Annotated in this window: 21 protein-coding genes and 3 pseudogenes; 16 read left to right on the plus strand and 8 right to left on the minus strand. The window is 58.3% G+C overall.

What is annotated here, in order from left to right:
- Positions 1–23 precede the first annotated feature (23 nt).
- On the plus strand, positions 24–731 hold the full coding sequence (locus tag AC0JZ8_RS01475; protein WP_113165930.1) for a GntR family transcriptional regulator: 708 nt from the start codon (positions 24–26) through the stop codon (positions 729–731).
- Positions 732–1,668: 937 nt separating this feature from the next.
- Here AC0JZ8_RS01475 and AC0JZ8_RS01480 read toward each other — a convergent pair.
- Positions 1,669–2,772 (minus strand): LacI family DNA-binding transcriptional regulator, encoded by a 1,104-nt coding sequence (locus AC0JZ8_RS01480; RefSeq protein WP_471891451.1) that lies wholly within the window; start codon positions 2,770–2,772, stop codon positions 1,669–1,671.
- A gap of 237 nt (positions 2,773–3,009) precedes the next feature.
- Between AC0JZ8_RS01480 and AC0JZ8_RS01485 the strand changes: the two genes are divergently transcribed.
- The 8 genes from AC0JZ8_RS01485 to AC0JZ8_RS01520 all read left to right on the plus strand — a co-directional run bounded on the left by AC0JZ8_RS01485 (position 3,010) and on the right by AC0JZ8_RS01520 (position 12,182).
- Positions 3,010–4,077 (plus strand): ABC transporter substrate-binding protein, encoded by a 1,068-nt coding sequence (locus AC0JZ8_RS01485; protein ID WP_062458175.1) that lies wholly within the window; start codon positions 3,010–3,012, stop codon positions 4,075–4,077.
- Between the two features lie 10 nt (positions 4,078–4,087).
- Positions 4,088–5,620 carry a sugar ABC transporter ATP-binding protein gene (locus AC0JZ8_RS01490; RefSeq protein ID WP_062458172.1) on the plus strand — a complete coding sequence of 511 codons (1,533 nt, stop codon included), beginning with the start codon at positions 4,088–4,090 and terminating at the stop codon, positions 5,618–5,620.
- Positions 5,617–6,579, plus strand: a complete 963-nt coding sequence (locus AC0JZ8_RS01495) for an ABC transporter permease (protein ID WP_062458171.1) — start codon at positions 5,617–5,619, stop codon at positions 6,577–6,579. Before AC0JZ8_RS01490 ends, AC0JZ8_RS01495 begins: the two co-directional genes overlap by 4 nt.
- A complete protein-coding gene (locus AC0JZ8_RS01500) occupies positions 6,576–7,517 on the plus strand; it encodes an ABC transporter permease (RefSeq protein WP_062458168.1) in 942 nt (313 codons plus the stop codon). Before AC0JZ8_RS01495 ends, AC0JZ8_RS01500 begins: the two co-directional genes overlap by 4 nt.
- The gene (locus AC0JZ8_RS01505; RefSeq protein ID WP_471891452.1) at positions 7,514–8,470 is read left to right on the plus strand and encodes an amidohydrolase family protein; all 957 of its coding nucleotides are present in this window, start codon (positions 7,514–7,516) and stop codon (positions 8,468–8,470) included. Before AC0JZ8_RS01500 ends, AC0JZ8_RS01505 begins: the two co-directional genes overlap by 4 nt.
- On the plus strand, positions 8,463–9,776 hold the full coding sequence (locus AC0JZ8_RS01510; protein WP_471891453.1) for an alanine racemase: 1,314 nt from the start codon (positions 8,463–8,465) through the stop codon (positions 9,774–9,776). The genes AC0JZ8_RS01505 and AC0JZ8_RS01510 overlap by 8 nt, the downstream gene beginning before the upstream one ends.
- 148 nt (positions 9,777–9,924) lie before the next feature.
- Positions 9,925–10,938: a succinylglutamate desuccinylase/aspartoacylase family protein gene (locus AC0JZ8_RS01515; protein WP_471891454.1), complete on the plus strand. Its 1,014-nt coding sequence runs from the start codon at positions 9,925–9,927 to the stop codon at positions 10,936–10,938.
- 56 nt (positions 10,939–10,994) lie between these two features.
- Entirely contained in the window at positions 10,995–12,182 is a 1,188-nt protein-coding gene (locus tag AC0JZ8_RS01520; protein WP_471891455.1) for a hypothetical protein, read from the plus strand.
- A 422-nt stretch (positions 12,183–12,604) separates the two neighbouring features.
- Here AC0JZ8_RS01520 and AC0JZ8_RS01525 read toward each other — a convergent pair whose 3' ends face one another.
- Positions 12,605–13,078 carry an SRPBCC family protein gene (locus AC0JZ8_RS01525; protein ID WP_471891456.1) on the minus strand — a complete coding sequence of 158 codons (474 nt, stop codon included), beginning with the start codon at positions 13,076–13,078 and terminating at the stop codon, positions 12,605–12,607.
- Positions 13,079–13,117: 39 nt separating this feature from the next.
- Positions 13,118–13,987 (minus strand): SDR family oxidoreductase, encoded by an 870-nt coding sequence (locus AC0JZ8_RS01530; RefSeq protein ID WP_471891457.1) that lies wholly within the window; start codon positions 13,985–13,987, stop codon positions 13,118–13,120.
- A 105-nt stretch (positions 13,988–14,092) separates the two neighbouring features.
- Here AC0JZ8_RS01530 and AC0JZ8_RS01535 point away from each other — a divergent pair, with 105 nt between their 5' ends.
- Positions 14,093–14,983 (plus strand): LysR family transcriptional regulator, encoded by an 891-nt coding sequence (locus tag AC0JZ8_RS01535; protein WP_471891458.1) that lies wholly within the window; start codon positions 14,093–14,095, stop codon positions 14,981–14,983.
- 12 nt (positions 14,984–14,995) lie between these two features.
- Here AC0JZ8_RS01535 and AC0JZ8_RS01540 read toward each other — a convergent pair whose 3' ends face one another.
- On the minus strand, positions 14,996–15,898 hold the full coding sequence (locus tag AC0JZ8_RS01540) for an AraC family transcriptional regulator (protein ID WP_471891459.1): 903 nt from the start codon (positions 15,896–15,898) through the stop codon (positions 14,996–14,998).
- Between the two features lie 99 nt (positions 15,899–15,997).
- Between AC0JZ8_RS01540 and AC0JZ8_RS01545 the strand changes: the two genes are divergently transcribed.
- Entirely contained in the window at positions 15,998–16,756 is a 759-nt protein-coding gene (locus AC0JZ8_RS01545) for an SDR family oxidoreductase (RefSeq protein ID WP_471891460.1), read from the plus strand.
- A 38-nt stretch (positions 16,757–16,794) separates the two neighbouring features.
- Positions 16,795–17,739: pseudogene (locus tag AC0JZ8_RS01550) on the plus strand (alpha/beta hydrolase family protein).
- 558 nt (positions 17,740–18,297) lie between these two features.
- Here the strand turns inward: AC0JZ8_RS01550 and AC0JZ8_RS01555 are convergent.
- Positions 18,298–18,429 (minus strand): annotated as a pseudogene (locus tag AC0JZ8_RS01555) (IS3 family transposase); the annotation flags it as partial.
- Positions 18,430–18,857: 428 nt separating this feature from the next.
- Here AC0JZ8_RS01555 and AC0JZ8_RS01560 point away from each other — a divergent pair.
- Positions 18,858–19,193 (plus strand): ArsR/SmtB family transcription factor, encoded by a 336-nt coding sequence (locus AC0JZ8_RS01560; protein ID WP_471891461.1) that lies wholly within the window; start codon positions 18,858–18,860, stop codon positions 19,191–19,193.
- A gap of 1,039 nt (positions 19,194–20,232) precedes the next feature.
- On the opposite strand, the gene AC0JZ8_RS01565 is transcribed toward AC0JZ8_RS01560, so the two are convergent.
- Together AC0JZ8_RS01565 and AC0JZ8_RS01570 are read right to left on the minus strand one after the other, a co-directional pair.
- Positions 20,233–20,946, minus strand: coding sequence for a Crp/Fnr family transcriptional regulator (locus AC0JZ8_RS01565; protein ID WP_471891462.1), 714 nt, complete (start codon positions 20,944–20,946; stop codon positions 20,233–20,235).
- 626 nt (positions 20,947–21,572) lie between these two features.
- Entirely contained in the window at positions 21,573–21,845 is a 273-nt protein-coding gene (locus AC0JZ8_RS01570) for a DUF6894 family protein (protein WP_192088226.1), read from the minus strand.
- Positions 21,846–22,248: 403 nt separating this feature from the next.
- Here AC0JZ8_RS01570 and AC0JZ8_RS01575 point away from each other — a divergent pair, with 403 nt between their 5' ends.
- The gene (locus AC0JZ8_RS01575) at positions 22,249–22,500 is read left to right on the plus strand and encodes a DUF6894 family protein (protein WP_249407690.1); all 252 of its coding nucleotides are present in this window, start codon (positions 22,249–22,251) and stop codon (positions 22,498–22,500) included.
- Positions 22,501–22,613: 113 nt separating this feature from the next.
- On the opposite strand, the gene AC0JZ8_RS01580 is transcribed toward AC0JZ8_RS01575, so the two are convergent.
- A complete protein-coding gene (locus tag AC0JZ8_RS01580) occupies positions 22,614–23,336 on the minus strand; it encodes a Crp/Fnr family transcriptional regulator (RefSeq protein WP_113165901.1) in 723 nt (240 codons plus the stop codon).
- A gap of 453 nt (positions 23,337–23,789) precedes the next feature.
- Here AC0JZ8_RS01580 and AC0JZ8_RS01585 point away from each other — a divergent pair, with 453 nt between their 5' ends.
- Both AC0JZ8_RS01585 and AC0JZ8_RS01590 read left to right on the plus strand, forming a co-directional pair.
- Positions 23,790–24,653, plus strand: coding sequence for a manganese catalase family protein (locus AC0JZ8_RS01585; protein WP_471891463.1), 864 nt, complete (start codon positions 23,790–23,792; stop codon positions 24,651–24,653).
- Positions 24,654–24,974: 321 nt separating this feature from the next.
- Positions 24,975–25,883, plus strand: a pseudogene (locus tag AC0JZ8_RS01590) (NAD(P)/FAD-dependent oxidoreductase).
- The last annotated feature ends 126 nt before the right edge of the window (positions 25,884–26,009 follow it).

Raw genomic sequence — 26,009 nt, forward strand, 5'->3', positions numbered from 1 at the left:
CACGAGCTTGGAGAGAAGCTGTCTTGCAGAGCCTCAGCGTCGAAAGTGATACCTCGCCGGCCCGGCAGAAGAAAATTTCCCTGACGGAAACCGCTTATGTTTCTCTACGTGCGCGCGTGCTCTCCGGCGCCTTGAGGCCCGGAGCCGAGTTTTCCGAGCTCGAGCTGGCAGAACAGCTTTCCATGAGCAAGACGCCGGTACGGGAAGCGCTCGGTCGCTTGGTGGCGGAAGGTCTGATCGAAGCGTTTCCGCGACGGGGCTACCGGGTAACGCCGGTGACGGTAAAGGACATTAGCGATCTCTTTGCCATCCGCGCGATGACAGAGGGCACCGCCGCCGCCACGGCCGCTCTAAATCTATCAGCTAAAGATCTCGATCGGCTCGAAGCTCTGGCGGAGGCTCGCTACGACCCGCAACAGGGCGAGAGCGTACAGTCCTTCGTCAAGGCCAACCGCGATTTCCATCTGGCGATCGCCGAGGGAGCGAACAATTCCCGGCTGTTGGCGCTGGTTGCCGCACATCTCGACGAGTGCACGCGTCTCTTTTACCTCGGCGCCGTCAGCCGAGACGTCAATCCGGAAACCAGTGCGGATCATCGACGTATTGTCGATGTCCTGCGTCTGCGCGACCCGGATCTTGCCCGAGCGGCGATGGTCGAGCACAGCGACCACACGCAGAAGGGTATCCTCAAGGCGTTGCTTTCAAGCGACACCACGGCGTTGACGCTATAGTCGTTCAAAGTGACGGCGTGTTTAACCTGTGAATGACTCCTGAGGAAATTGCATCTATCGGCAATGAACTAATAGCTCACAGCTATGACTATAGTTCTTGCGCTAAAGGCCTGGCCTACTGCACCATATTTCTAGGGTTTTAAAAACTCTCCGCGCGATCAGGCCCGTCGTTGGCACATGCGAAAGAAGCGGCTCGCTGTTGCGGAAGGTCTATGGATGCTAAACCAGTCCACTTTCGGTGCCTGTTCAAAACGGAAATAATTACCGCTCCCAATGTGGTTCTTGCTAAGCGCGACATGGGGCCAGAATTTGCCGACACCGCTTTTTGAACGCAGTGCGTTATCCTTCCAGAACTCTGGCCGGATCGTCAGCGATCTGCTGCGCGTCGGAGGGAGCCGAGTCGCTGCCTTCCCCGATAGTCAGGTGGACCCAGCCCACGACTGCTACCAGGAATACGACGAGCGCATCCATGGCCCACCTGAAATGTCCCCGTCCGGTTCGGCGGGAGTTGCTGTGTGGTGTCTCATACTCGGTGGAGGTGCCGTCGGATCCGTCACGCTCCTTCTCGCCAGTAGATAGCTGTTTCAGTCGGTAACAGACGTTAACGTTGAGACCGTGGAACGACTAATTACTGATCAATAACCGTCCTTGCGCGAACGACAGCTATCCCCTCCTTGGCGCAGAACCGGACAGTCCCCTTTCGGCCCCATATCCGTCGTTCACCGTAAAACAAACCGTCGTTTGTCGCTGTCGAACTTCAGCCCGTTAGCCCTATCCAATAACCGGGTAGATGGTTCAGATCCCTTCAAGACCTCTGATTCACTTAAGTGGGTGGAGTTAATTGCCACAGATAGTTGTACGTCAACAATGGAACGGTCGTGAGCGATGTCAGCATGAAGGTTAAGCCTATCCTGCTGACCGAGACCGTTATCATCTACTAGATGCTGCCCCGTTCGCTTTCGATCAGTTCAAGACACTTCAATTTAAGAGCGGGCGGCGTTCCAGACAGGCTTGCGATCAGCATTTCACCCGCTTCGCGACCAAGCAGTGCGCTGTCGATTCCTATCGTCGTCAGGCCGGGTGGGATCTCGGCGGCGATGTCGCTTTCGCCAAAACCGAGGATGCCGAGATCGTCGGGTATGCGTATGTTCAGGCGGCGGGCTTCCATCAGGCATCCGAGCGCCAGCACGTCATTGCTGCAGAAGAGCGCCTCCGGCTTGACCGGCTGGGACAATGCAGCGGCAAGCAGGCGTCGTCCGTCCGAAACTCCATTGACATCGTCGATGAGATGTTCGCCGACAAACGTTAATCCGAGCGCCTCACATTCCCTGCGAAAGCCCTGCAGGCGCAAGGCACCGCGCCCACTGCGCCGGCCGATGTAGGAGACCGAGCGGTAACCCTTCCGGTGCAACATTTCTGCAGCACGTCGTCCAGCCTCCGTGTTGGAAAACCCGACCAGCATGTCGATGGGGTCGCGCGGCAAAGCCCAGGTTTCCATGATGGGTATGCCAAGTCCGCGCAGGAGCTCCCGATTGGTTTCCAGCTCTATGACACCCGTGAACATGACGGCGGCAGGCTTCATCGCGTGCAGGGAGCGGATGGCGGCGGTTTCGCGCTCATAGGAATAGGAGGTCTGACCCACAAGAAAAAGATAGCCGGCGTCTTCCAGCACGGCAGCGCAGGCTTTTAATGCAGAGGAAAACTGTTCACTCATTAGGTTGGATGCGAACGCCAGCACGACATTTGACCGGCCGCTTTTCAACGCGCTCGCGTGCGGATTGACGCTGTAGCCGGTTTGCTCGACGGCACGCTGAATACGCTGGCGCTTGTCCGCGCTGACCTTTTCCGGATTTCGCAACGCCCTGGAGACCGTGATCGGCGCAACCTCCGCCAGGCGCGCGACGTCACCAATAGCGACCCGCGCCAGCTTTCCCTTTTCTCGGCCGTCAAACAGGACTGGCTTTGATCCACCGGCGCCGGTGATGCGTACGACCTCGTCGTATACGAAGGTCGTCTCGTCTTCCTTGCGCTCGATAGCCATTGGTCTCCAATCTTTTGTTCCGGATGATGTTTAATCCGCGCTTTGGTGCCAGGCAACCGCCAGATCTTGGGGGAGGCCAGCCTTGGATGCTCTCCGGTGCCCAGCACATGCAATAGGATTCTTGCGCGAATGATAACGTTGTCATTGACTCCACTATCGCTGATGGTAACGTTGTCATCAAGCGGCGACGCAGAGCCTTGTTCACAACCTTGCCGCCTTCAAAAAAAGGGGAACGACATGATCACCGTCACGACGCCAATCTGCGCCTCCATGCGCCGTCTTCTTGCCGCAGCAGCGACTGCCGCAATCATGGTTGCGACTACTGCAAGTGGTGCATCCGCTGCATCGGGATGCATCAAGGGTGACCGCAAGGCGCCTTACACGATCGGCTGGGCCAATATCTATTCGGTGCCGACCTGGATGAAGCAGACCGAGGGTACCATCACAGCCGAAGTCGACGAACTCAAGAAGGCCGGCCTCGTCAAGGACCTGATGATCACCGACGCCCAGGGTAATGCGCAAACCCAGATCCAGCATATCCAGTCGATGATCGATGCCAATGTTGATGCCATCGTCGTCATCGCCGGTTCTTCCAACGCACTGGACCGCGTCATCTCGGATGCCTGCGACAAGGGTATCGCCATCGTCAACTTCGACAGTCTCGTCAACACGGACAAGGTGACTGCGAAGATCAACACCGACTCCGCCGAATGGGGCGGGGCCGCAGCAAAGTGGCTGGTCGGCCAACTGGGCGGCAAGGGCAAGATCATCGTCATGAATGGTCCGGCCGGCATTTCGGTTTCAGACGATCGCCGCAAGGGTGCGCAGCCGGTTCTGGATGCCAACAAGGACATCGAAGTCATCACTGAAACGAACTCGGAGTACAACGTCGCGCCTGCCCAGGAAGCCATGACCAGCCTGCTCTTCGCCAATCAGGAGATCGACGGGGTGCTGTCCCTCGGTGGCGCGCTTTCGGCCGGTTCCGTTTTGGCGTTTGATCGTCAGGGGCGTGACCAAGTACCGATCACGGGTGAGAATGCCCGCCAGTTCCTTGAACTTTGGAAGGAGAAGGGCCTGAAGGGATGGGCGACAATGCAGCCGAACTGGCTGGGTGCATTTTCGGTCTATACGGCGGTGCAGGCTCTGGAAGGAAAAACCGTTCCAGCCTTCATCAAGGTTCCGCTGCCGGTCATCGACGACAGTTCCGTTGAGAGTTACCTTGCGCGCGCCGAAAACTTCCCGGCCGATGGATATATCTACTCGGACTATGACAAGGCATTGTTCGATAAACTCCTCGCCCAGTGAGGTATTCGACGTGACAGAGGTTCGGCCGATCCTGGAGGCGCGCGGGGTTTTCAAGGGGTTTTTCGGCAACCCGGTGCTGAAGGGCATCGATATCGCCCTTCAGCCGGGCAGGGTGCATGCCCTGCTCGGCGAAAACGGAGCCGGCAAATCCACCCTGATCAATCTTCTGTCCGGCGCCCTGACGCCGGACGAGGGCACGATCGCCATCGACGGGAAAGCCGTGGCCCGGCTGTCGCCGTCCATGGCGCGGGCGGCCGGGATCGGTGTCGTGCAGCAGGAGCTAAGCCTTGCCAGCCAGTTGTCGATTGCCGAGAACATCGGGCTGGGTGCCTATCCGAAGCGGTTCGGCCTGATCGACTACCGCGCGCTTGCGCGTGGAGCGCGGGATGTCTGCGAACTGGTCGGGGTCACAGAGCCGCTCGATACGCCAGTGTCGAGCCTGTCACTCGGGCGTCGCCAGATGGTCGAGATAGCCAAGGCACTCTTTGCCAAGCCACGCGTCCTCATCCTGGACGAGCCGACATCATCCCTTTCTGCCCATGAGGCCAGCGTTCTTGCTGACGTCATCTTTACGCTGCGGGACCGTGGTGTGGCCGTCCTCTACATCTCCCATCGGCTGAACGAAGTCCGCGCGCTTTGCTCGCATGTCACAGTTCTGAAGGACGGCGGCATCACGGCCGACCGGTCGCTCGATGGCATCGACGGGGAAGGCCTTGTCAGGCTGATGGTTGGTCGCGAAACCGGCGCACTCTTTCCGCCTCGTCCAGACATCGTGCCGGGCCCTCTTCGCCTCCGCACGAAGGGCTTTTCCGCCGGCATTGTGCGCGACGCCGATGTTCTCGGGCACGCCGGAGAAGTCCTCGGTATAGGAGGGCTGGTCGGGCAGGGGCAGGAGGATCTTCTTCTCGGCCTTTATGGCGCCATTCCAGCGAGATCCATTGAGACGAAGATCGATGGTCAATCCGGGCTTCCGAACAATGTTGCCGCCGCCAATGCCGCGGGCATTGTCTATGTGCCGGCCGACCGGAAGCATGAAGGTCTTGTGCTGACGCATTCGATCGCCTCGAACATCATCCTGCCGTCGCTCGCCAAGCTGGCGCGCCGGGGTCTGCGCAGCCGGGGCGCTGAGGCCGACATGATCGGCGATCTTGCCCGCCAGCTCATGATCAAGGGTGACGTGGCGCGACCTGTCCAGGCGCTTTCTGGTGGAAACCAGCAAAAGGTCGCTCTGGCGAAATGGCTTCCGCTGGATCCTGGCGTCCTGCTTCTCAATGATCCCACGCGCGGCGTCGACATCGAGACCAAGCGGGAAATCTACAAGATGTTGCGGCGTTTTACAGGCGAGGGCCGTCTTGTCATTCTTGCAAGCTCGGATACGCCGGAACTCGTTCATCTCTGCGACCGGGTGCTCGTGCTGCGGGAAGGCCGGGTCGTTTTGGAGTTGCGCGGGGACGCGATCACGGAGGAAGCGATCGTCGGCGCCGCGATGGGGATCGAGGCCGATGGCGAGACACGCATCGTTAGAGAAGAGGTTGCCCAATGACCCTTGCAACCTCATCGAGCCTTTACCGCGCCGTGCAACGCCGGCGAAATCGTGGCCTTCTCGGCCTGTACATCGTCGTTACCGCCTTTCTGATCCTCTATGCCGTGCTTTTTCCCGGTATCCTGTCGGTCGGCGGGTTTTCAAAATTCACGCAGAACTGGTTTCCGCTAGCACTGGTTGCCATGGCGCAAGCGCTGCTGATGCTGAACGGCGGCATTACCCTTGCCATTGGTCCGATGGTCAGTCTGGGCGCTGTCATTGCCGCAACGACCATGGGCGGACCCCTCGGCACGTTTGGTGGATTTCTCGCGGTCGCCGCTGCCGGTCTTTGCATCGGGGCGGCAACAGGCGCAATCGTTGCACTTCTGCGCCTTCCGGCGATCATCGTCACGCTGGCTGGCTCCTTCATTATTTCCGGCGTCGCTCTTATCATGTTGCCGCGTCCGGGCGGCTTCGTGCCGGAATGGCTCTCCACATTGCTGGCGGGCCATACGCCGATGGCATTCCTGCTGCTGGTGCTTATCCTCGGCCTCTGGAAAATCTTCCTCGCCACCCCCCTCGGGCTCGGCATCTATGCCGCGGGGGATAATCCGGTTGGCGCGTATCGGTCCGGCGTGCCGATCGATCGCGTAAAGATCGTCTCCTTCGCGCTGTCGGGTCTTCTTGCCGCGCTTGCCGGGCTATTCGTGGCGGCTCAGACGGGTTCGGGCGATCCCATAATTGGCACACCGTTTACCCTGAACTCTATCGCGGCGGCGGTTCTCGGCGGTGTCGGCTTTCTCGGCGGCAAGGGAACGATGCGGGGGGCGGTCTGCGGCAGCCTGCTGCTGTCAGTCATGATCAACGTCATGTTCTTTCTCGGTTTCCCTCCGGTCGCGCAATATGTCGCGCAAGGGCTCATCATCGTCGGAGCCGTGGCCGTACCTGAGTTACTAGGACGCTGGAGGACCAACCGATGAGCCTCTTGAAGACCATACTTCGCAATCCGCCACTTCTGACGTTCCTACTCGTTGCGCTCGTTTGGCTAGTTGCCGGTCTCACGCTGCGCGGTTTCGGTGCCTTTGGGCATCTGCGCTACCTTTTGGAGCTTGCATCTGTCATCGGCATCGCTGCTGCCGGCCAGACGCTGGTGATCCTCATGGGCGGCATCGACCTGTCCGTGGGCGCGGTGATCACCGTCACTGCCATCCTGCTGCCGCTTCTGTCGCCGGCCTGGGATCCGACGGGACTGGTCGGCGTCGTCCTGGCACTCGCCATCGCAATCGGCATCGGTTTTCTCAACGGGCTCGGCGCTGCGGTTCTCAGGGTACCGCCGATCATCATGACACTGGCCATGGCGACATTTCTGCAAGGCGTTCTCGTCCTTGTTGCGGGCGGCAGCGCGGTAACCGTCCAGAACCCGGCCGTCATCCTACTCGGCCAGACAAGACCTCTCGGGGTCCCTGCAGGTGTGGTTCTGTGGGTCGTCGTCTCGGCTGTCGTGCTGATGCTCATCCATCGCATGCCGATCGGTGCACGCTTCCTCGCTCTCGGTGCCAACCCGCTCGCCGCCCGCCTGTCGGGCGTCAGCCTAACGCGCAATACGCTCATCCTCTACTCGCTCTCCGGCTTCTTTGCTGGGCTTGCCGGCATTCTTCTGCTCGGCATGAACCGGCAGGGCTATGTGGGGATCGGCGATCCTTATCTGCTCACTTCGATTGCGGCGGTCGTGCTCGGCGGCACCTCAATCCTCGGCGGGCGCGGTACCTATGCGGGGACCATTCCCGGCGCCCTCCTTCTGGTCACCACGACGGCACTGATCACGGTCGTCAACGCCTCGCCCGGCTGGCGTTCGATCATGTTCGGGTCCCTCATTCTTGGCCTGCTGCTGATCTCGGGCAGGGAGGCACGCCGATGACGCGCTATGACGGACCGGTGATCGACCCGCATCATCATCTCTGGGATCTCGGCCTCAAGCGCCATCCCTGGCTGGAAAAGAAGTTTGGTGCATCAAGCGAGATTGTGTTCGGCCAGATGTCGCCCCTGCTGCGGGACTACGGCGTCACGGACTATGCCAGGGATGCCGCGCGGCAGAATATCGTGGCCACCGTTCATGTGGAGGCAGGCTGGTCGGACAGTCATCCGCTGGAGGAGAGCGCGTGGCTCGACAAACTCGACCACACAGGCGGCATTGCGGAGCGCTATGTGGCCCGTGTCCGGCTGGACGATCCCGAAGCGAGGATCAAGATCGAGGCCGAAGCGACCAATCCGCGCGTTGTCGGGATACGCGACATCGTCAGCTGGCATCCGGATGCCACCAAAAGCTTTGCGCCGCATGCCGGGCGGATGAGTGATCCGCAGTGGCGTCTGGGGCTTTCGCATCTGTCCGGTCTCGGCCTGGTCTTCGACCTGATGCTCTATCCTTGGCAGATGCATGAGGCCTGCGATCTGGTTCGCAGCTTTCCGGAGACGCTTTTCGTCCTGAACCACGGGGGCAGTCCGGCGGATCGGACAGAGGAGGGGATGGCTCTTTGGAGAGACGGCCTCTCGTCTCTCGGGGAAGAGCCCAATATCCGCCTGAAGATTTCCGATCTGGTCGCCTATGACCACGGCTGGAGCTTCGAAAGCCTGAGGCCGGTCATCGAGCACTGCCTTGAAAGCTTCGGCGCTGCCCACTGCATGTTCGCCAGCGATTTTCCGGTTGCCGGCCTTCACGCCACATTCGACGAGGTCTACGAGGTGTTCCGCCGCGCCGTTGAACCGCTGTCGCTGGATGAGCAAACATCGCTGTTCTTCACCACTGCCAACAACACCTACCGGCTCGGTCTTGACGAGGTCGAAACGCCTGCGATGGGAGAAAACCATGTCTGACGCCACCCTCAGCACCACGTCCACTCCTCTCCTCGACGACCGTGTCCGTGGCTTTCCGCCGGGACACCCACCGTTGCCGCTTGCGGCGATCGGCTCACAGAACTGGAAGCCTTACGACGGTCTTATGGGACTGCCGCTGATGTCGCTGGATGAAGCGGCCTTCGCCGGCAACGTCGAGGCGATGATGGGCTTTGTGAAGGACCATGGTGTCGAGATTGCTCCGCATGCCAAGACGCCAATGGCGCCGGCACTGGCAGAGTTGCTGCTTTCGGCCGGCGCATGGGGAACAACGGTTGCCGACATCCGCCAATTGAGCGTGTTCTTGAATGCGGGCCAGAGACGGATCATTCTTGCCAATGAAATCGGCGGGGTTGCGGCCGCGCGTCGGCTGTCTGCGCTGCTGGCCGGGTTCCCGGACGCGGAAGTTCACATCTTCGTCGACTCGCGTGAGTTAGTGGAAGCTCTTCGCCAGGCCTGGAGCGAACGCGACGACCTGCCACCGCTCGGCTTTCTTATCGAATTCGGTGCCGGCCGGGCAGGCGCGCGAACGGTGCAGGCCGGATTGGATATCCTGGATCTCGTTCTTGCTTCGGAAACGCCAAAGCTCCGTCTGACAGGCATTGCTGCCTATGAAGGTGCAGCGGCAACCAGCGACGCCCGGGAAACGGCGGAGCGCATCCGCGGGCTTCTGCAAATGACGTCCGAATTTCTGGTCCTGCTGCGGAGGCGCCTCGCCGACGCGCGCCCCCTGATCCTCACTGCGGGGGGCTCCGTTTTTTTTGACATGGTGGTTGCCGGGCTCTCCGATGCGGTGGCGGCCGATCCGGGCTGCCGCCTGATTTTGCGCAGCGGCGCCATCTTCTTCCACGATCACGGGATCTATGAGCGCGGGCTTGCCGCTCTTGATGCCCGCGGCGGCTATGTCCGGCACGGCCTGGTGCAGTCCGCCGCTGCGGCCTTCGTTCCAGCGCTCAGGATCTGGGCGGAAGTTTTGTCTTGCCCGGAAACTGGACTTGCCATCTGCGCCATGGGTTTGCGCGATGTCGCCAACGATCAAGGTCTGCCGCGACCGCTTGCGCTTTATCGCGACGGGCAGTGCCTGGCCGATCTGGAGGGATGCGAGGTGCTGCGGCTCAATGACCAGCACGCGTTCATACGGGTAGGCGCGCAAAGCACGGTTGCTGTCGGCGACGTCATCGCGTTCGGCATTTCGCATCCCTGCACCTGCCTCGACCGACATGCCGTCGTCTATGGGCTCGGCCCCGATCATCGCGTGAGGCATGCCTATCTCACGAGCTTTGGTTGAGGATCGTAGGGTGCCGGTTTCGGTGCCGACATTTCTTTCGTCGGAGACTCGACGCCTGGCGGAATGACCGAGCGTCTTGAACGCATGGGTCGACCTTCAACATACGCCGCGGCGCGCCCCCTTTTTGCGCTGTTAGACTGGAGACAAAATGCACAGTGGCCTCGTCAATCCGATCGATCTTGCGAAAGAGGGCCGACAGGCCGGCTTTCTCGCGATCCCTTTTTCGATCGACCGTTCGCCCTACTACCAGATCCGTATTCCCGTCCTGCGCCTGAAGAACGGCGAGGGGCCGAGCATCCTGCTTATGGCAGGCAATCACGGCGACGAGTATGAAGGTGAACTTCAGTTGGCGCGCCTGATCCGGCGCCTCGAGCCGTCAAAGATCAGGGGTGCCATGACCATCCTGCCAATTGCCAACGTGCCGGCGGTCATGGCGGCAAAACGCTGCTCGCCGTTTGACGGCGGCAATCTCAACCGCGCGTTTCCCGGCGATCCCTTCGGCACGCCGACAGCGCGCCTAGCGCACTTTCTCGAGACACAGCTCTTTCCCTTCCACGACATTGTCCTCGATCTTCATTCGGGCGGCACATCCATGGCGCATCTCCCCTGCACCCTGATTGAGCGACAGGCGGATGACGCTCGCTTCAGGCGCTCGGCCGAACTTCTAGCCGCCATGGGCGGTTCCCATGCCTTTATCGCCGACAATGGTCAGTCCGCGCCGACATCGATGGGTGCCGCCAGCCGTGCCGGCGCGATCGGGCTCTCGGGCGAATTTGGCGGCGGTGGAACGGTCACTCCGGATAGCATGGCGTTTACAGCTTGCGCCATCGACCGCCTTTTGCTGACACTCGGGATCGTTGACGGGCCGATCCTGTCGAGAAAACCTTTGCCAGCACCGGGTCCCCTGCAACTGCTGTCCCTGTCACGCCATAGTCAGGGTATTTATGCGGAGCGACGCGGCTGGTTCGAGCCGGCCGTCCGGCTCGGCGCTGCCGTCCTTCAAGGGGACATTGCAGGCTGGTATCACGACCTCGAGCGTTTGGATCAACCTGAGGAGGCGCTGCTTTTTGCCGAAGGCGGCGTCGTCATTTCGAGCCGGTTGCATTGCGACAGCCAGGCAGGCGATTGCCTCATTCAGGTGGCCGAGCCGATCGATGGCTGACTGGGCCATTCGATCCTACCTTGTGGACTTCATTTCAACGGACGAAAGGCAGCGCCATGCATCTTTCCATGTGGACCTATCCCTGGGACCTTCAGGACCAGGGACTTGTCGAAGCCACCGCCGAACTGCGAGACCGCGCCGGTCTCAACAGCATCAGTCTCGCGACCTCCTATCATGCGGGGCGGTTCCTCCAGCCGCGCAGTCCGCTTCAGAAGGCATATTTTCCCGAAGACGGTACGGTCTACTATCGTCCGCAGGACGCGACCTGGGTCGGAAAGGAAATCCGGCCGCTGATGGCCCAGAATGTGACCGAGCGCGGTGACATGCTGGCGGCACTGAAGCAGGCACGGGCGACCGGCGGCATGAAAGTTTCCTGCTGGACAGTCTGCCTGCACAACACGCGCCTCGGCATGCTCCATCCGGAACATGTGACGCGCAACGCCTTCGGCAACGCCAACTATTACAATCTCTGCCCGTCGAGCCCGGCCGCCCGCGACTATGTCGTGACTATGGTCGCCGAGATTACGCAGAGCTACAAACCCGACATGGTGGAGCTCGAAAGCCCGAGTTTCATGGGTTTCGCGCACGAGTATCATCACGAAAAAGACGGCGTCGGGCTTTTGCCGGAGGATGACTTTTTCATGTCTCTCTGCTTCTGCGATCATTGCATGGCGCGGGCGCAAAAGGCGGGTGTTGCGGTTGAAGGAGCACGCGACACGGTGAAGCGGTTTATCGCCGAGCTTTGCGAGCGGGAGGTGCCGGAGGCGCAGGTTCCCGGTTTCCCGGCGGAGGGCATCGATGCCTTCCGTGCCTGGCCCGACCTGTATAGTTACCTCAGCTGGCGTACGGAGCCGGTCACGAGCCTCGTGGCGGAGATCCGCGCCGCGGCCGATCCGGCAACGCGCATTGTTCTCATCGACCTTAAAGACGGCTGGCTCGGCGGCGTCGATCTCGCCGCAGTCGGCATGATCTGCGACGGTGCGATCCTGTGCTGCTACTCCATGGAGCCGGACGCCGTGTCAGACCTGATGCAGGCCGGTCGTACTGCTCTCGGACCAGAAAAGTATCTCGGAGCCGGATTTCGGGTGTTTTATCCCGAAGTCACCTCGGCTGAGGCACTTGCGGCGCGCGCACGAGCGGCAATCGATGGCGGCGCCGATGGCATTAACTTTTACAACTACGGGCTTATTCCGCAACGGAGACTCGATTGGGTTCGACAAGCCATTCATGGATTGCGAACGTAACTGCGAAGTTTCTATCGAACAGTGTTGCTTGAGCATGATGCTCGTTGTGAGCCCGCAGTAACCATATCGGCTTCGATTGGGGGAGTACTTGTTTCCCCAATGAATGGCTGGCTTGCGAGTGCCAGTACCGACAAGGTAGCAGTTTCCGGAATGTCGATCTCATCGCAGCCGGCCACCATTTTTGCGTTCGCACCGCGATCTTGTGACCTTGGATAAGATCCGAACTGTTCATTCGCCGTCGCCCGATATGAAAAAGATTATCACCTAGCTTCAGTACCTTGATGCCGATCAACTGACTGGTCGTCGGTTCGGATTGGTTCAAGGCGGGTAGGGCTCACCCTGAGGTAAGCATAGGACTGGCCCTGTAAAAGGCTGGGGCGCCTCTCACGAGGCCGCCCGATTGGTTTTGATGATGGCAGAAATCAGAGCTTCCCCCCTGCCAAGAGCTCGCGGGTCTGTTTGAGCGTAGACAGCAGGGCCGATCTGTATCCCTTGTCGCTGTCGAACTGCCCCTGTTCGGCCTGCTCTTCAGGTCCGCCAGGTTCTTTGCCGCGCAGCCCGAGGTAGCAGTAGAATTTCAGCTGCAGCGCGCCGGCTTCATCCTCGAACAGTTCGTTGATGATGGCGCCCTCGCGAGGGCCGGTTGCCTGGAAGAACGTCACCTTGCTCTGCGGCTCCAAAGTGATGATTTCCCTGATTTCAAAGCCCGCGATCGTAGCTTCGCGAACGAAATGCGTCGCGCTTTCCTCGACGACGTCGCAGCGGGTGCAGAGACCGGGCGGAAGAAACAGCCGCGCGTCGCGCGCTTTTAGTTCAAGGCCTTTCCAGACTTGCTCTCGGGTGAGCGTGGTTTCGCCTTCAGGATTTACGGGAACAGTGGCGGTTGAATAGATCATGACGGGTGTCCTTGTTTCAAAATGGTGGGGCGGCTTGCATCAAGCAGCCGCTGCGGTTGCCTTGGCAAATTCGCGATAGGAGTGGAGTGGACGTCCGAGGAGTGTCGTCAGATGCTCGACGTCACCGCCCTCGGGCAGCATGCCGTCGGTCAGGAAGCGTTCACCCATCATACGCATGTCGTAGGCCATCCAGGGCGGCATGAACTGCTTGAGGTTTTGCTCAAAAGCCGCCGTATCGCCGCCGCCGTAGTTGATCTGTCGGCCAAGAACGTCCGACCAGATAGCAGCGATGTCCGTGCCAGTGAGTGTGTCAGGACCGACAAGGTTGATGCGATTGGTAGGAAGCGCTTGAGGCGCCTGTTCACGACGCAGCAGTTCGAGGGCGGCGATCTCCGCGATGTCACGCACATCGATCATGGCAAGGCCCCTGTCGCCGACCGGCATCGGGTAGACACCGTAGCCTGTGATGACGTCCTTGATCGCTACGTCGTTCTGGATGAAATAGGCTGGGCGCAGGATCGTGACGTTCATGCCCAGCTGCTCGATCATCCGCTCGACGGCGAACTTGCTGGCGAAATGCGGAACGTTGACGTAGACATCGGCGTGGATCACCGACAGGTAGACGATCCGTTCGATGCCAGCCGAGCGTGCCAGGTTGAGTGCGATCAGAGCCTGGGTGAATTCGTCCGGTACGACAGCGTTGAGCAAAAAGAGCGTAGTGACGCCTTCGAATGCGCTGCGCAGTGAGTCTACATCTAGGAAGTCGCCCTTCACAACGGCAACGCCGGTCGGGAAGTTCGCCTTGGACGGATCGCGAACGAGCGCACGAACGTCGGCGCCTTTGTTGACAAGGTGCTGGATGACTTGCGCGCCGATATTGCCTGTGGCGCCGGTAACGAGAATGGTCATGGGAGTGTCTCCGGATTTGTTTGCTTGACACCCCGAATATGGATGGTTCACTGATGATCCGATAGATGACTAGTTTGGACACGCCGTCTCATAGGTGGAACAGTCATGGACTTGCTTGCTCTTGCCGATTTCAACCTTGTCGCCCGCCATGGCGGCTTTGGCAAAGCGGCCCGTGCCACCGGACGGCCGAAGGCAACACTGTCGCGACGCGTCACGGAATTGGAAGGCGCACTCCAGCTTCGGCTGTTCGAACGCGGCGCACGCACACTCATGCTCACGGAAGAAGGGCGGGCGCTGTACGAGCGAACCGCCATCCTGCTGACGGAGCTGGACGAGACTGCGGCGATGATCGCTTCCGGTGCGGAAAAGCCCCGTGGCCGATTGCGGATCAGTGCGCCGCTCCTCTTGTCGCAGACCGCCATGGGCAAGATCGCGGCAGGCTTCGCGCTGAAATACCCGGATGTCAGACTTGAGATCACCACGGAAGATCGCGCCGTCGACATGATCGAGGAAGGGTATGACCTTGTCATCCGCGTCAACCCGGCGCCTGACGAAAGCCTTGTCGGTCGAGCTTTTCTGCATGATCGCCTAGTTGTCGTCGCAGGTCCCGATCTCGCCCGACCCCAGGACGGTCAGTTAGTCCCGTGTGTCGTCCGGGGTGGGGGAAGCCAGGAGACCTGGACTGTCATGAACCCCAAAGGGCCTGCTAAGATCAGGGTCGATCCCGTCCTCGTCCTGTCGTCCCTCATCATGGTTCGCGACGCGGTGAGGGCAGGCGTCGGGGCCGCACGCCTGCCGATCTCGCTGGTGAGCCACGATATCGCTGATGGGACATTGCAGCACTGGGGCGACATCGAAAGATCCGAGATCGCGCTCTGGGCGCTCTACCCGTCGCGGCGTCTCCTGAGCGCGCGGGTCTCTGCCTTTCTCGATTTCCTGAAGCAGGCTTTTCCCAAGGGAACACCTGAAGAGCTGGCCGCCTATAGCGGCGGGTGAAGGTCGGACGCGTTAAGCCGCAGCAGCAACTGCGCGAGAATACGCCCCAGGCGGCATTCCCACATGCCGATTGAAGGCAACGCTGAATGCGCTTGTCGATCCATAGCCGACGCGCTGGGCGATGTCGGCCATGGCCATATCTTCGCGAAGGAACTCTTTTGCCAGTGCCATGCGCCATCCGGTCGCGTATTCCATCGGCGCGACCCCAACCTCTTTGCGGAAACGATCGAAGAAAGTCGAACGAGACATCGTGGCTTCCCTCGCAAGCGTTTCCACCGTCATGCTTCGCCCCGGATCTGCATGGATCCGGCGCAAGGTCGGCGCCAGCAGCGGATCGGCCATGCCACGCAACAGGCCCGGCGGCGCTTTGGCACTTGCGACCGATCGTAGGGCATCGATAAACAGAACCTCCAGCAGCCGGTGAAGCACCATCTCGCGCGCGACCCGGTCAGCCCTCGTCTCCTCGTTTATCATCTTGACCAGAGCCATCAGTCGATCTTCACCTTGGACATGGATGACTTCTGGCAGCAGCGATACGAGAAGAGCCCTGTCATCCGAGCCGAAAGCACAGTGTCCGACCAGGGCCTTGATCTCTGCCGGTGCTTCGGGGTCGCCCAGGCGAAAGACACCGGGGCTGATCTCCAGACGCTGAGCAAGGGCGCCGCGTGGCGGCGGCTCCATGCTGCTCATCGTGAACGAGAAGATCTTCGGGACCAGGACGAAGTCACCCGCAGTGAGCACCATTGGCTTACGACCGGCGATCGTCATCAGGCAGTGGCCTTCGACGACAGCGCAGTAGAAGGGACTCCCGAGTTCCGTGCGCTCAACCAACCACTGACCGCCGCCCGTGACAAGCTTTGAGATCGACGGGCTCGGCTTCAACAAGGAAACAACTTCCGCAACCGGGTCGGTCATCAGTTCGGACTTTTGCTAAACACTCGTGGACATATGCGTATAGAAGGTCCAGTTTCTAAGGTCCATCTTTCAGGCTGGTTAAAAGTCAGGAGACGGAACATGCCAAAGACTCTTATCACCGGTTGCTCGTCCGGTTTCGGCCTCGCCATCGCACAGAAATTCTTGGAGGCCGGGTGGGACGTGATCGCGACCATGCGCACGCCCCGAAACGACCTTCTCCCCTCGAACGACCGGCTCGCAATCCTGCCGCTCGATGTCACCAGCGCGGACAGCATTGCGAAGGCGGTCGAAGCCGCCGGCACGATCGATGCTCTGGTCAACAACGCGGGCGTCGGCATGCTCAATGTGCTTGAAGGTACGGAGATGTCGAAGATCCGGGAGCTGTTCGAAACGAACGTGTTCGGTGCGATGGCGATAACCAAAGCTGTTCTTCCGCAAATGCGTAACCGTCGCTCAGGCGTCATCGTTAACGTCAGCTCTACTGTCACGGTGAGGCCGCTGCCCGCGCTCTCGGTCTACAGTGCCAGCAAAGCGGCCCTCAACGCTTTTACGGAGAGCCTCGCGCTCGAGGCAGCTCTGTTCGGCATCCGCGCCAAACTTGTTTTGCCTGGCTCGGCGCCGACGACCGGCTTCGGCAAAAATGCCGTCTCACGCATGGGCATGGAAATCCCCGAGCCCTACGAAGTCTTCGTCCGCGATTACCTGACGAAGCTGCGTTCGGGTACTGAGGTTACCACGGCGGATGCGGTTGCAGAGGCGGTCTGGCGGTCTGTGACAGAGATCGACGCGCCGATGATGATCCCCGCCGGCGCTGACGCCGAAACCGCGTTCCGCGAAGCGGGCAATCTGCTCGCCTGAACATCATCATCCGAAACCTACCCTTTAAGGCCAGACCCATGAACAATCTGAACAATCTCGCAAAGCATATTTCCACACCCGAAGCCACTCTGACCGTGGCCTACACGCCGATCCGTCTTTCGATGCCGGGCCGCCAGCCTCTGGAACTGCGTCTGACCGCGCCCGCAAACGGCGACAAGCTGCCCATCGTGCTACTGTCGCATGGCTACGGCCCATCCAACTATATCCCGTCTAAGGACGGCTACGCTCCCCTTGTTTAGTTCTGGGCGGAGAGAGGGTTCGTTGTGATCCAGCCAACGCATGCGAGTTCGCGGGTGGGCGGCCTGCCATCAAATTCACCCGGCGCACCGTTCTTCTGGCGCGAGCGTGCCGAGGAGATGAAGGCTATCCTCGACCAAGTGGCGGAGATTGAACGGCAGACTCCAGCCGTTGCGGGCCGGATGGATCATACTCGCATCGGCGCGGTGGGCCATTCCTTTGGCGGCCACACCGTCGGGCTCCTGCTGGGCGCGCAGGTGGATGGTGAGGATTTTTCCGATCCACGCATCTCGGCGGGCGTTCTCCTGACAACACCAGGACGCGGTGGCAAGGACATGACGCCTGAGAGTGCTGCCCGGTTTCCGTTCTTCGATGTCGACTTCTCGACGCTCTCGACACTCAGCCTCGTCGTTTGCGGTGACATGGACAATCCGCATTTTACCACCCGTGGTCCTGAGTGGCATGCAGATGCATTTCACGATGCACCGTGCGCCAAAGCAATGTTGATGATGCACGGGGTCGGGCATGGTCTTGGCGGCATTGCAGCTCTCGACGCAAAGGAAACAGAGACTGAAGCACCAGACGTGCTGGAAGCGACACGACGTCTTACGCTCGCCTGGCTTCAGACCGCGCTCGGCGCGGACAAAGGCGCTTGGCCGAGAGCTTGCCTCGCACTTGAAGGTGAGGCCGCAACGCTTGCGACGGTCAGAGAGAAACAGCTCTAGCCCTGGGAGCGATTGTCTTAGGCATCGTCGGAATTGATCTCGTTTTGCCCCCGGTTACCGAGATCGCTCGCGAAACTGGAGGCAACCACTTTGCCGCAGGCGACCCTCGCGGCTTACGTCGCGGGCACGCTGGTGGGGCTACTCGCCCCTACCTGTTGTTCTGGTCGCTCTTCCAATTCCGCGCTGTTCATGGTCCCACCGACGCCGCGCATTGAGTATTCCATGACAGGCGATTACGACGCACCACCAATCCACGTACGTTAAATCAATCAATAATTCAGTTAGCTATTATGTCTGATTGGCAGGTCGCAGGTTCGAATCCTTTCAAGAGCAATAGTATGCGAATCCGAAGTTCGAGGGCGAGACCTCGTAACGAAGCGAGAACCGGTCTTCCATCATTCGTTCCCGCCATTGCCGGATCGACGAATAGGTGGCGCATATTTAGGCATAGCCCGCCACCTTGGCGCGCTCGATGATCTCGAGCACGCCTTCCTCATCACCGACGAAAGGCGTTTGGAAGACGGAAGCGACCGAAGACGCCTTCGCGATCCTGGCTGGCGAGCAGCCAATCTCGGCAGCGATAGATGAAACGGCAGCCCACCGCGAAGGGTGCTCGGCTTCGCGATCCAGCACCATACGAATGGCATGTTGACGGACTCCAGGTGAAAACTTGTTAGTTGTTTTGCTCATGATCGCTCCACTTTCTCAGAAGTTGAAGCCTCCGGCAAACCCGGCGCGGTTTAAATCCGCTCAAGGCGAGGGGCGGTGAGTTCTTCAGACCAAGTTAACCCAGCCACGAAAAACTTCGAGCGATCCAGAGGTGCGGACCATCTACAAAGGCTTCTGGTACCCCGTTCGGGCGAGACAATAATCGTCAGCAGCAAGCTTAAAATTTCGATGAAGAACGCCTCATGAGCCAGCTGACTTAGCCACTGACAGAGTTTGCGGAAAGCTACTTGAGGTGCAGGGGTAGTTATTCAATTCGGCTCGGGAGTGCGAAATCGTACACTTCCGATATTCCTAGCTTGGCCAATTGTATATTCAAGCTCCTGCCGATATTATCCTTAATTGTGTCGTTGTGCTAAGCTACTACAGCTCAGTGTGGTCTGGAAGAGATTATGCTTGCGAATACCCCGGATGAACAAACACTCGCCAAAGCCGCTGGCCTTCTCGATGTTATGTCGAACGAAAAACGTCTCATCATTCTGTCGCTGATCATCAACAATGAAATATCAGTCGGGCTGCTCGCAGCTGAGGTAGGCTTGAGCCAGTCTGCGCTGTCACAGCACCTACAAAAGTTGCGGCTGGCAAAACTCGTTCATTGTCGTCGTGTGGCTCAGACGATCTACTACTCTTGCGCATCGTCGGAAGTGGCACAAGTCTTGAAGGTGTTGGAAGCGATATTCACCGAAGATACGGATCACGAATGCGGTGGCGACCAATTGTCGTTGTAGCACACCACTCCAGTAAATTAGGAAGTGCTAACCTAGACAAAACAATGACGGAACGGAGGCGGAACGAAGGCCGCACAATTTCTACGAGCATGAGTTCATTGGAGCACTCTGCGGCAGGTAGAGAACTGTACCTTAGCGCGACATCTTACGGCATTCGCTGTTGGGCCACGTCTCATACATCGGCGCCGATGAGCTTCAAATCCTATGCTCGTCCTTGGTTCCACTGTAATACAGGTAATTAGGCGTGAAGACCCCAGGCTTGCCTTTTGCGAGCCTTCAGATTTTCCCCGTTTGTCGCCGCAGACTGGCGTTGCACGGGCTTCGCGAGGCAGTTCCTGACCGCACGCGTCAGCTCGTCGGGGTCCGAAGGTTTACAGATCCAAGTCCCGTTCAAAAACACGCGGTGGGTGTCGCTAGCCACTCCCCTGCGTGCGCTGTGAATGACAAGTGGGACCCCGCGGGCAACCAGTATTTCCGCAACTTCATCACACTCGCCGTCTCTTAGGAAAATATCTATAACGGCAACATCCGGCGTATTCGTCCTTAACCAACTGAGCGCTCCTACGCAGGATGCAAAACTTGTCGTTTGTCCAATTTCTGCATCCGCAAACGTTCGTTCTACATCCAGCGCAATCAATGCCTCGTCTTCCAGTAGCAAAATGTTGGGCATGAGCATGACCATCCTTTTAGCTGTGATGTAACTACTATACACCTACGACGCGCGGACGTCCGGCTTGGTCAGAAAGCGCACCTTCGCCGAGTACCAACCGAGCGTATCGATCCCGCTGGTTGGTTGCTCCAGATCGCCAGCATGCCAGTGTTGCTCGTTAGGTGGGATTAGATTTTCGCAGATAGGCTTGACCGACCGCGGTGAGTCGGTAAGTACGTTGCCTGAGGTCGTCGCCTCGCGCCTCGATTAGTTCAAGGTCCTGAGCGATCAGCGCCGTTTTGAGTCCTACTTGGCTTGGTAGTTTGCGCCAACGCCCTTTTTGCAGGTGATTTACGAGCAGACCGAGGCGTATTTGCTTCGATCCGATCTTCATCTGCTTCCGATCAGGCGGTCATATTCTTTCTCAGGCGACCCGTAACAGCCGCCCGCAATCTCCTCAAGCTTGGCCCGGTCGCGGATCAGGATACGCCCTCGAGTGGCCTTGATGGCCCGCATCCCTTCGAGAATATGCAGATTATCTGTTACGCCAGATCGCCGTACGCCTAGCATGAGTGACAAAAATTCGTGAGTGAGCGCCATATCGTCGTGGCGAATTCGATCATGGCACATAAGCAGCCAGCGCGACAAGCGCTCCACCATATTGTACCTGCCGTTAGCCAATGCTGAGTGCGCGAGCTGTAACTCACAAGTGTGGATATAATGCAGAAACAAGTCCCGGGATCTGACGTCTTCTTCGATCAAACGGAACAAAACTTGCACAGGGACTTTGATCGCATGTCCCTCGATCTGCATGAAGGTACGGTTCGGCGTTGTCTCAAGCCTCAGTAGTCGATGCGTCCCGCACAGACCTTCCCAGCCAACATGCCCAACCTCGATAGCTTCGTCATCGACCGTTCTAGCGACGACGGACGCAAGTCCGCTTTCGAGAAAAAACACGTGGTCGGTCGGTTGATCACTTTCTACCAGAACGGTCCTCAGCGGCAGCTGAACTCGCTCCATACCAGAATGGAGCATATCAAATGCTTCCGGATCGAGCGCTTGAAGAAGCCGGTTGTGAATGTCGGTTCTTACTATCATCGTCATGTCGGTCTCCAACGGGGAGGAGCCCGCACTCAAGGATCGTGTGGATAGAAGGATATCCATAGACTATGGCGCAGATCGGCAAACTACTCCAGTGCAATGAACGAACTGTACGATTTTGACAATTGCCCGCAAGAGCCGGCCACGAAATCGTTAGCTTATGTGCCAGCGCCGGACGCACTCCACGTCTTTGTTCACTAAGGTAGTTGATTGCAATATTGTTTTCGACATCGTGACAAATTCGAGATCATCCGTATCGAGGAGTTGTGACGTCATCAATTTATTGCAGTCGCACGCCAAAATTACAAGAAAGCGAAGAGGGCATGAGCGCGGGATCCGGCAAAGGCGGGATGGCTTACGTCGCAAGAGGAAATGGGACATTGCTGGCATCATTATACTGCAGCGTTGCCGAAGAGAGGCTAACGGATCAAATGGCCGATGCACGTTGAAGTTCTTGCTCCAGATGCTGCTACGCTGAAAGTTTATCGTTTTAGACAGCCGACACAATCTAACGTGGCGATAATAAGCGCCGCGTCATGTTAACGAGCGTAAAACTCGCGCATGAATAGGGTGACGCCCAAACCTCTTTATTGATCAGCATTCCGATGCTGTGCGAAACTTCACTTTTTTTAAAAAGCGGCGATCTCTGCTGTCGGCGTTTCGGACCGATCGATAATCTTGACGGCAGCCGTGAACGAAAGAACGATCACGGTGAAGCCACTTTCATCAACAACGTTCATCAGCCATGCGGAGACATCCGTCTTTTTCAGCATGGTTCGCTGTAAGCGCTCGGCAATAGTCTCGACCGCTTCGCTCCGCGCGCTTTCTATATCGGCATGCTCTGAGCCTACCGTATCGGCGACTGATATGCCGTCGTGAACGTTGAAAAAATATCGGGCCAACGATCTCATGCTCCTACACAGGCAAGAGCAAGTATGATCTCTCAGCCATCTGCGCCTGGGAAGATGGCAGATGATCAAGCCTTATCGTACACAATAATGTCTTAATGACGATGCTGCGGCGGGGTGTGCGGTGAACATGTTGTCAAAAAAGGCTGGAAAGTGCTTATTGCGCGGATGCGCCATTCGCGTCTCTTAAGTCAGATAATATCTACGGGCCAGTCGCTACACGAGCAACCCATCAACCCTGACGCGTTGGCACGTGCAACGCTGGACCTACTCTCCTAGAAGTAGCGCAGAGAGTCCTGCTAGTTAGGTGGTTAGATGCATCGCGTTCCGGAGCTCGTTGAAGGGATACGGCGGCTACGATTGGGGCTGGAACTTTGGTGGTGCAGGATGATTGGGCATGCTGGAGGTGCTGATGCCCCGCTATTTCTTCGACCTCGTTGGTCAGCAAACCGTAACGGACATTGAAGGCTCTGAGCTCGCTTCTATCGATGAAGCACGAGTGGAGGCGAAGAAAGATGCGCGCGCCATTATGAGCGACGCAGTTAGAGCAGGATATGATGTGACGGGGCGCCGTGTCGAAATCCGGGACGAAGCAGGAGAACTGCTGGCGGTCGTCCCGTTTGCTGACGCACTTTCCAAGCGGCCTTAAACTCCTTCAATCGTGGTTTCTGACAGCCGTTTTCCTAACTCGAGGCGCGCAACCCATTCATTCCCTCGCTTACCTGTCATGGTTAGTTCGATCGGAGAGGAGGCTCGAAACAATTAATGAAAACTCAGTCGCTGGCCTATTAGCCGCTCATATTCTCTTTCCGCAACGCCGTAGCAACCGCCAGCAATGTCTTCCAATTTGCTACGATTGAGGATGCGGATATTTCCCCGCGTCGATCTGATCGCTCCAATCCCTTCCAAGAGATGTAACTGATCCGTAATGCCGGATCGCCGTACACCGAGCATGATCGACAGGAACTGATGCGTTAGACCGAGGTCATCACCGAGGCGGTCCTGGCACATCAGCAGCCACCGTGCCAATCGCTCGTAGATGCTGTACCGGGCGTTAGCGAGGGCCGTGTAAGTCAATTGGATATTGCATGAGTGAATGTATCTCAGAATTAAAGCCCTGAACTCTGGAATGCTTTCGAGAGCGGAAGTGACGACTGAAACGGGAACAAGATACCCTAGTCCTTCGCCCTGCATAAAGGTTTTGGACGGTGATTGTGTAGCATGAAGAGCAGTATGCAATCCAGTCGCGCCCTCAAATCCGATATGCCCGACCTCTACCATTTCATCCTCTGCCGTGATGGCAACAACTGAGGCTAGCCCTCGCTCGAGAAAACAGATCGTCTGGTTGGGCTCGTCCTGTTCAACAAGTGTCAGTCTGAGCGGAAGCTCGATTGCTTGCATATAAGGTGCAATCGTTGCGAACGCGTCGGGACTAGCAGCGCGAAGTAGAAGATTGCGCATTTTCTCCTGAGAAGGCAGGTTCATATCTCCTCCAAAGGAAGAGCCGAGGCTCGTTGTTCCAAAACTTGATCAACGGCTTGTGATGCAGGCTTCACGTGATTTCCAGAAGCTGTTTTGGTTGGTACGTTTTCAGACAGAAACCCGCGCTTAGCGATCCTTACCCCGTATCAGCAGCCCAGTTTAATCAGTGCTATTGTCGATAAAACGCTACAATTGCTCGTTACGAAGCAAGCCATAGTGCCGAAGTGAAGTATATTGCGTTTAACGCTCAAACCACGACAGAGGCCCAAGGTAAAATCGCTGTAGCGGCTGCAAGTTGGTGGCGCGCTAGGCATCACCGTATAAGAGGGTCTGTCGTTCGTCCGAAACCGTACAAGGCCGAAGACTGCACCGCCAGTGCAGGAACATCTCCGCCAAGTTGTGGTTCACAATCCGTTATCCAATCGGATTTCAGTCCCAACCTTTCAAGGAGAAATCATGTTCAGCTTTGACAAGCGTCTACGATATCCAGTTAAGGTCAACTCGCCCGACCCAATCTTTGCCCGCATGCTCCAGCAGGCCATCGGCGGCGTCGAAGGCGAAATCCGAGTTTGCATGCAATACTTCTTCCAGGCCTGGGGCGCTCGCGGTCCAACTACGAAATACCGTGACATGCTGCTTCATACGGCAACCGAAGAAATCGGCCACATCGAGATGCTTGCGACAGCCGTTGCGCTCAACCTCGACAAGGCCCCGGCAAGCCTTGCGGAAGCTGGTGCGGCCGACGGTATTGTTGGTGCCGTGATGGGCGGCGAGAACCCACGCCACGTGGTTGAGGGAATGCTCCATCGCCATATCCTGTCGACAGGCATGGCGGCCTTCCCAGGCAATTCCGAGGGCGTTCCTTTCGACATGTCCCACATCTACGCGAGCGGAAACCTCGCGGCCGACATGTATTGCAACGTGGCTGCCGAAAGCACGGGCCGCGTGCTTGCAACGCGGCTTTACAACGCTGCCCATGACGATGGCATGAAGGACATGCTGCATTTCATGATTGCACGCGACACGATGCATCAGCAGCAGTGGCTCGCAGTCATTGAGGAGCTTGGTGGCAACGAAGGTGCGCTTCCTATTCCCAACAGCTTCCCGCAGGAAAAGGAAGACCAGACGCACAACTACGATTTCTTCGCGACCGCGACGGATGGGTCCGTTCCTCCACCGGCACGTTGGAATGAAGGTCCGTCGATGGACGGCAAGGGACAGTTCTCCGTCTTCCAGAACGTCCCGATGGGCGAAGAGCCCGTTCTTGGACCAGCGCGTCCAGACAGCGGTGCGCAGAATGAACAGATCGGCAAGCCCTAAACGGGATAGCGGACATGGCAGAGCTTGCTGCCATGTCCTAGCCGATAATGATGGCGATTGTCGCGTTCGCGGCTTCTCTCCACGATCGACCGCAGTCCTTATTAGCGTACCGGCGAGTGCCGGTGCGCTAACAGCGTATAAGAGCGTTTGACGATCTCCGATCCATAGTCTCCTCTCCACCGACTATCGGTGACCAGAGTGCCGAGGCGAGCAGCAATTGTTCGCTCGCAGCAACCCGATGCCGCGCCGAGGTTCTCAATAGTACTTGAGACCTGAACGGAATTTGGGCTTCCTTCAATCAAGGTGTTACAATTGACGAACATGCCACGTCGAGACTGCGTCATCATCGGTGGTGGACCGGCCGGGTTGACGGCTGCGATCTATCTCGCCCGGTTGCATCTCTCCGTAGCGGTCTTCGACGACGGGACCAGTCGAGCAGCGAGCATTCCTGTGTCTCATAATCACGCCGGCTTTCCCGGGGGGATCAATGGACGCGACCTGCTTGATCGGATGCGACGGCAGGCCGTCCAATATGGAACTGATATTCGAAGCACTCGCGTGACGGCCCTGTCCGGAGAAAGTGGGGACTTTGTCGTCTCCTCGCCTGATGGGACCCTGGAAGCCCGAACCATATTGCTTGCGACAGGGGTGACCAATCGGGACCCCGACATGTCCAAGGAAGATCATGATGGGGCACTCAATCGCGGCTTGATACGCTATTGCCCCGTGTGTGATGGTTTCGAGGTCACGGACAAGCGGGTCGCCGTTATCGGCACGGGGTCGAAAGCCTGCAACGAGGCTGTTTTCCTTCGAAGTTACACTGCCGACATAACGCTGTTGTCACCGGACGCCGATCATGGGCTGTCGGCCAGCGAACAGACGCTCATGCATGAACTGGGCATTACAGTCATCGCTGGTCCCCTCGAATACAACGTCGGTGTCGACGCGATATCGATTGCGACATCTGACGCCATATAATCCTTCGATAGCATTTATCCGGCGCTCGGCTCCGAAATCCGGTCCGAGCTTGCAGCCGGGGTGGGGGCCATGCTGTCGCCGGAAGGCTGCATCACCGTCGACAGTCATCAGCGCACAGATATTGCTGGGTTGTACGCAGCAGGCGATGTTGTGGTCGGTCTGGATCAGATCAGCCACGCCATGGGACAGGCCGGAGTTGCCGCGACAACAATCAGAAATGATCTCGGTCGCATCCAGACATTGGTCCGCTGAATTTTGGTACTTGCAACAATGGCAGTCGCTGTCTGGAGGGGTCCGGGCTGCCGGGTGCCGGACTTTCACATCTCGACGGAACAAAAGGAAAAGATTCTGGTTCGATTTTTCTCTGCTCAGGCCTGA

Source organism: Velazquezella soli, from assembly GCF_977018685.1.